At 30.4% G+C, this 6,000-nt stretch carries 5 protein-coding genes; 4 read left to right on the top strand and 1 reads right to left on the bottom strand.

Features of this window, described 5'->3' with window-relative positions:
* A partial coding sequence (locus ACLR9T_RS09345; RefSeq protein WP_413109275.1) for an LPXTG cell wall anchor domain-containing protein occupies positions 1 to 168 on the top strand: 168 nt, incomplete at its 5' end.
* A 54-nt stretch (positions 169 to 222) separates the two neighbouring features.
* On the opposite strand, the gene ACLR9T_RS09340 is transcribed toward ACLR9T_RS09345, so the two are convergent.
* Positions 223 to 903, bottom strand: coding sequence for a BglG family transcription antiterminator (locus tag ACLR9T_RS09340; protein ID WP_413109274.1), 681 nt, complete (start codon positions 901 to 903; stop codon positions 223 to 225).
* 454 nt (positions 904 to 1,357) lie between these two features.
* Here ACLR9T_RS09340 and pflB point away from each other — a divergent pair, with 454 nt between their 5' ends.
* The 3 genes from pflB to ACLR9T_RS09325 all read left to right on the top strand — a co-directional run bounded on the left by pflB (position 1,358) and on the right by ACLR9T_RS09325 (position 5,470).
* Complete coding sequence (gene pflB, locus ACLR9T_RS09335) at positions 1,358 to 3,610, top strand: formate C-acetyltransferase (protein WP_413109273.1); 2,253 nt, start codon at positions 1,358 to 1,360, stop codon at positions 3,608 to 3,610.
* 103 nt (positions 3,611 to 3,713) lie between these two features.
* Complete coding sequence (gene pflA, locus ACLR9T_RS09330; protein ID WP_413109272.1) at positions 3,714 to 4,463, top strand: pyruvate formate-lyase-activating protein; 750 nt, start codon at positions 3,714 to 3,716, stop codon at positions 4,461 to 4,463.
* Between the two features lie 128 nt (positions 4,464 to 4,591).
* Positions 4,592 to 5,470 carry an ROK family protein gene (locus tag ACLR9T_RS09325; RefSeq protein WP_413109271.1) on the top strand — a complete coding sequence of 293 codons (879 nt, stop codon included), beginning with the start codon at positions 4,592 to 4,594 and terminating at the stop codon, positions 5,468 to 5,470.
* Positions 5,471 to 6,000 lie beyond the last annotated feature (530 nt).

Raw genomic sequence — 6,000 nt, 5'->3', positions numbered from 1 at the left:
GCAGGATTAGAAACTAATTCAACTAACCCTGAAAGTACTGTAAAACCAGGAGATAGTACAGTAAATGCAACAAAGACAGGAGATACAACAAATATGATGTATCCACTAGCAGGACTAGCAATTGCTGCTCTAGGGTTATACGGAAATAAAAAAAGAAAAAATAAATAGTTAAAAGTATAAAAAAATCGTACATGAATTTGTACGATTTTTTAAATGTAAGTTTTAATCTTCGATTCGATTATTGGCAACAACAAAATGAAGAGCAATAAATGCTAGTTCATCTTCATTGAATGATAAATCGGTTTCTTGTTTTACTATGTTGTTTAGAATTTTACTATAGTTATATTCTTCTTTATGTCGTTCTATAATTTTATCTTTTAAAGGATTTTCAACTGTTTGACCATTAGATAATCTTTCTAATGCAGGTTCTAAATGTAATCCAATAGCAACAAATAATTTATCATCTTTTCGATAATCTTTATGATATTTTTGATATATACAAGTCATTGTTTCATTAATAATTTTAAAAACATTATCATCTAGTAGATCAAATCCAGAATTAATTTCTAAGTCTAGTTTTTGATTTTTAGATAAATACATCGAAACTAAAGATACTTCTGCTTCAGGAAAATCAATTTCAAATTTTCTTGCAAGACGATCACATAACATCTTGGCATATGGATAACTGTATTCTTGTTTATATGAGCTAATCTGACCATTACTTAAAGGAATGTAGTTATCTGATTTTATTCTAATAATAGCAATACTTAGGTGCACAGATAAATTTTTGATTGAATTAGTAGAAAGAAATAAATCAAAATCATTAGCGGTATTTTTTATAATATCGGTTATAATCATTTTAACTTGATTGAAATCAGTATCTGTGTTGAATGTTAAATTCATTATGTTCCCTCCTGACAACTTAGATAATACTATATAATAAATTAAAAAAAAAATCTACTATTAAATTGATTAATTTTATATAAAATAGATAATTTAAATCTTTAGTTAATAGAGATTTAAAAAATAAAGAATCTTGTTGTGTAAGAGCTTACATTATTAATATGTTATTATATAATATAAGGTAAATGAAATTTGTTGAAAATAATTTGTTTTTTTGGTGCAAACTACTTGAATTGTAAAAACAAAATATAATATAATGCAAGCGTGGATAACAGAGGAAAATGAAGTCGTTTTCCAAAATATAGTGTGTGTTATTCTTAAAATGTAAATGCTTTACAATCGGGAAGAATAAATAGTCTTGATGACATCCCTTGCAAAATCCATCGGATTATTATTTAAAACTTTGTATAAGCTTAACTAACAGTCAAACAATTTCAAGGAGGAAAAAAAAGACATGTTAAAAAAAGAACAATGGAATGGCTTTAAAGGTAGACTTTGGAAAGAAGAAATTAATGTTCGTGATTTCATCCAAAATAACTATAAACCATATTATGGTGATGAATCATTTTTAGCTGAACCAACTGATGCTACAAATAAGCTATGGGGAAAATTACAAGAACTTCAAAAAGAAGAACGTGCTAAAGGTGGAGTATTAGACATGGAAACTCATGTGGTTTCTGGTTTAACTGCCTATGGTCCTGGATATATTGATGAAGATCTAAAAGATTTAGAAGCTGTTGTAGGTTTACAAACTGATAAACCATTAAAAAGAGCATTTATGCCTTATGGTGGTATTAAAATGGCTGAACAAGCTTGTGAAACTTATGGATATACACCAGATCCTGAATTACACAAAATTTTTACTGAATATCATAAAACTCATAACCAAGGAGTTTTCGATGTATATACACCTGAAATTAGAGCGGCTCGTCGTAATAAAATTATTACTGGATTACCAGATACTTATGGACGTGGACGTATTGTAGGAGATTATCGTAGAATCGCTTTATATGGTATTGATGAATTAATTGCTTTCAAACAACATGATTTATCTGTTTGTGGAAGTGGATCTATGAAAGATGATATTATTCGTCGTCGTGAAGAACTAGCAGAACAAATTAGAGCTTTACATGGTATGAAAAAAATGGCTGAAGTATATGGTTTTGATATTTCAAATCCTGCTAAAAATGCAAAAGAAGCTGTTCAATGGTTATACTTTGGTTATTTAGCTGCTATTAAGACTCAAAATGGTGCTGCAATGTCTGTAGGACGTATTTCAACATTCTTAGATATTTATATTGAAAGAGATTTAGAAGCTGGAATTATTACTGAAGAAGAAGCACAAGAATTAGTTGATCATTTTGTTATGAAATGTAGAATGGTTAAATTTGCACGTATCCCTTCATACAATCAATTATTCTCTGGTGACCCAGTTTGGGCTACATTAGAAGTAGCTGGTATTGGATCTGATGGGCGTCCAATGGTAACAAAAAATGATTACCGTTTCTTACACACATTAGAAAATATGGGACCTTCTCCAGAACCAAACTTAACAGTATTATATTCTTCTAGATTACCAGAAAACTTTAAGAAATATACTGCTAAGATCTCAATTGATACAAGTTCTGTACAATATGAAAATGACTGTGTAATGCGTCCAGTATGGGGTGACGATTATTCAATTTGTTGTTGTGTATCTGCTACACAAACTGGTAAAGAAATGCAATTCTTTGGAGCACGTGCTAACTTAGCTAAATGTTTATTATATGCTATCAATGGTGGTATTGATGAAAAAACTAAAGTTCAAGTAGCTCCTGAATATCGTCCAATAACTTCTGAATATTTAGATTATGATGAAGTTATGAAAAGCTATGATCAAATGATGGATTGGTTAGCTGATATTTATGTAAATACACTTAACTTAATTCAATATATGCATGATAAATACTATTATGAAGCAGCTGAAATGGCTTTGATCGATACTGATGTAAGACGTACTTTTGCTACTGGTATTGCTGGATTCTCTCATGTAGTAGATTCATTAAGTGCTATTAAATATGCTAAAGTTAAAACAATCCGTGATGAAAATGGTATTGTTGTAGATTATGAAACTGAAGGTGATTTCCCTAAATATGGTAATGATGATGACCGTGCAGATGATATCGCAGTATGGTTATTACAAACTTTCTTAGAAAAAATCAAAAAACATCATACTTACCGTGATTCTGAACCAACTACTTCAATTTTAACAATTACTTCTAACGTTGTTTATGGTAAAGCTACTGGTTCATTACCTGATGGACGTAAAGCAGGTGAACCTTTATCACCAGGTGCTAACCCAGCTTATGGTGCTGAACAATCTGGTTTATTAGCTTCATTAAATTCTGTTGCTAAATTACCATATGAATGGGCGTTAGATGGTATTTCTAATACTCAAACAATTAGTCCTGATACTTTAGGACATGATGATGATGAACGTAAAAATACACTTGCTCGTGTATTAGATGGATATTTTGATCAAGGTGCTCATCATTTAAATGTAAATGTATTTGGAACTGAAAAATTGATTGATGCTATGGAACATCCAGAAAAAGAAGAATATGCAAACTTTACTATTCGTGTATCTGGTTATGCAGTTAAGTTCATTGATTTAACTCGTGAACAACAAATGGATGTTATCTCAAGAACTTGTCATAAAGCAATGTAATATAGTTTTTGAAAACTAATCTAACAGCCTCTTTTAACAAGAGGCTGTTTTAATAAAATGAAAATGGATAAAATAATTATCATAAGATGAAATGGAGATTAAGATGGAGAATAAAGTTATTGGAGCTGTGCATTCAATTGAAAGTTTTGGTTCAGTAGACGGACCAGGAATTCGTTATATTTATTTTCTTCATGGTTGTCCACTACGTTGTAAATTTTGTCATAATCCTGATACCTGGGCAAATAAGCAGGCAACAATGGAAATATCACCTCAAGAAGCATTAACAAAAGCTTTAAAATATAAAAGTTATTGGGGCGATGAAGGTGGAATTACAGTAAGTGGTGGTGAACCATTATTACAAATTGATTTTTTAATTGAATTTTTTAAATTAGCAAAAAAGGAAGGTGTTAATACGTGTATTGATACTAGTGGTGCTAATTTTACGAGGGAAGAACCCTTTATTTCTAAATTTGATGAATTAATGAAATATACAGATTTATTATTATTAGATATTAAACATATAAATAGTAAAGAGCATCAAGAATTAACTGGTAAATCAAATGAAAATATTTTAGATATGGCTAAATATCTTTCGGATATAAATAAGCCGGTTTGGATTCGCCATGTGTTAGTTCCAGGTATTAGTGATAAAGATGAGTATTTAATTAAGCTGGATAAATTTATTAGTACTTTAAAAAATGTAAAGAAAGTAGAAGTATTGCCGTATCATACTTTAGGTACTTTTAAATGGGAAGAATTAGGACTCTCATATCAATTAGAGGGTGTTTGTCCCCCTTCTAAAGAAAGACTTGAGAACGCTAATAAATTATTACATGTTGATAATTATAGATAAAAGATCATATTTATGGTCTTTTTTACATACAAATAACAAGGATTATTAAAAGTTTGTTTTTGCGTAAATATATATTCATTTGTAAACTTATTTAAGATATAATAGAATTAAATCAAGGAGGAAAATAGATGAAATTAGGTGCAATTGAAGCTGGTGGAACTAAATTTGTGGTTTGTGTTGGAGATGAATTTGGTAATGTGATTGAAAGAGATTCTTTTCCAACTGAAACTCCAGAAAAGACAATAGCAAATATATTTAAATTTTTTGATGGTAAAGATATTGAAGCTTTAGGAGTAGGCTGTTTTGGACCGATAGATCCAGATTTAAATAGTCCAACATATGGTTATATTACATCAACTCCTAAAACAGGTTGGCAAAATTTTAATATTATAGGAGCTTTGAAAGAACGCTATAATATCCCTATGGGCTTTGATACTGATGTTAATGGGGCTGCTCTTGGGGAAGCGTATTTTGGAGCGGCAAAAGGACTAGATAGTGCTTTATACATGACGATTGGTACTGGGATAGGTTGTGGAGCTATTGTTGAGGGAAAACTTGTTCATGGACTATTGCATCCAGAAATGGGACATATTAAAATGGTAGTACGTGAAGATGATTCATATGCTGGTAAATGTCCATTTCATGGAACATGTTTTGAAGGTTTAGCAGCTGGTCCTGCAATTGAAGCTCGGTGGGGTAAAAAAGGATTTGAATTACCTGAAGATCATCCTGCTTGGGATTTAGAGGCTTATTATATAGGGCAGGCTTTAGCAAATTATATTTTAGTTATATCTCCTAAAAAAATCATTTTAGGTGGTGGAGTTTCAAAGCAAAAGCAAATGTTTCCATTGATATATAAATATCTAAGAGAGTTTTTAAATGGATATGTTCAAAAAGATGAAATCTTAACAGATAAAATTAATGATTATATAGTTTCTCCTGCTCTAGGAGATAATGCAGGTGTATGTGGTGCGTTGGCATTAGCAAAACAAGCATTGCAAAAATAAAAAAGGGGCTGTAACGAAATAACTTTTTAAAGAAAGTTGAATTTGTTTCAGCTTTTTTATGCATAATAAAAAGTAATTAACATTTATAATTACTGCATCTCTTATTTTTGATAATTATTTAGCCTGAGGGTATTGTTGGCTAAAAGGTACTTTTTCAATGTTTCTTTTCATGGTGCTGTCAATGATTTCTACTAATTTAGTAACTGTTTTTCTTTTCTCTCACTCTGTATTTGTGATATTTTTTATAAATTATAACCTATATATATCAGTTAATATTCCCTGCTTTTATCATATTCATTAAACACATGTCCCATCTGTATAATGAGTAATGTAATTAGATTGTATAAAAGTGATTGTTTCATGATTTAATTATACAAAAAAAGAGAATGTATCTTGAATTGAGGCATTGTCTTTTTGGTATGCCAGGCATGGCATATATCTAGGTGGTGAAAGTCCACTGTGGGGGTAATGTCGCAACTGCCAACCACTAGCCAATATCAAGGGTGTCTATCGTGAGGTAGAATCTGAAA

This window comes from Thomasclavelia sp., from assembly GCF_047249845.1.
GTDB lineage: Bacteria > Bacillota_I > Bacilli_A > Erysipelotrichales > Coprobacillaceae > Thomasclavelia.
Note: the sequence above shows the minus strand (reverse complement) of the source record. Positions and strands in the feature narration are given on the sequence as shown.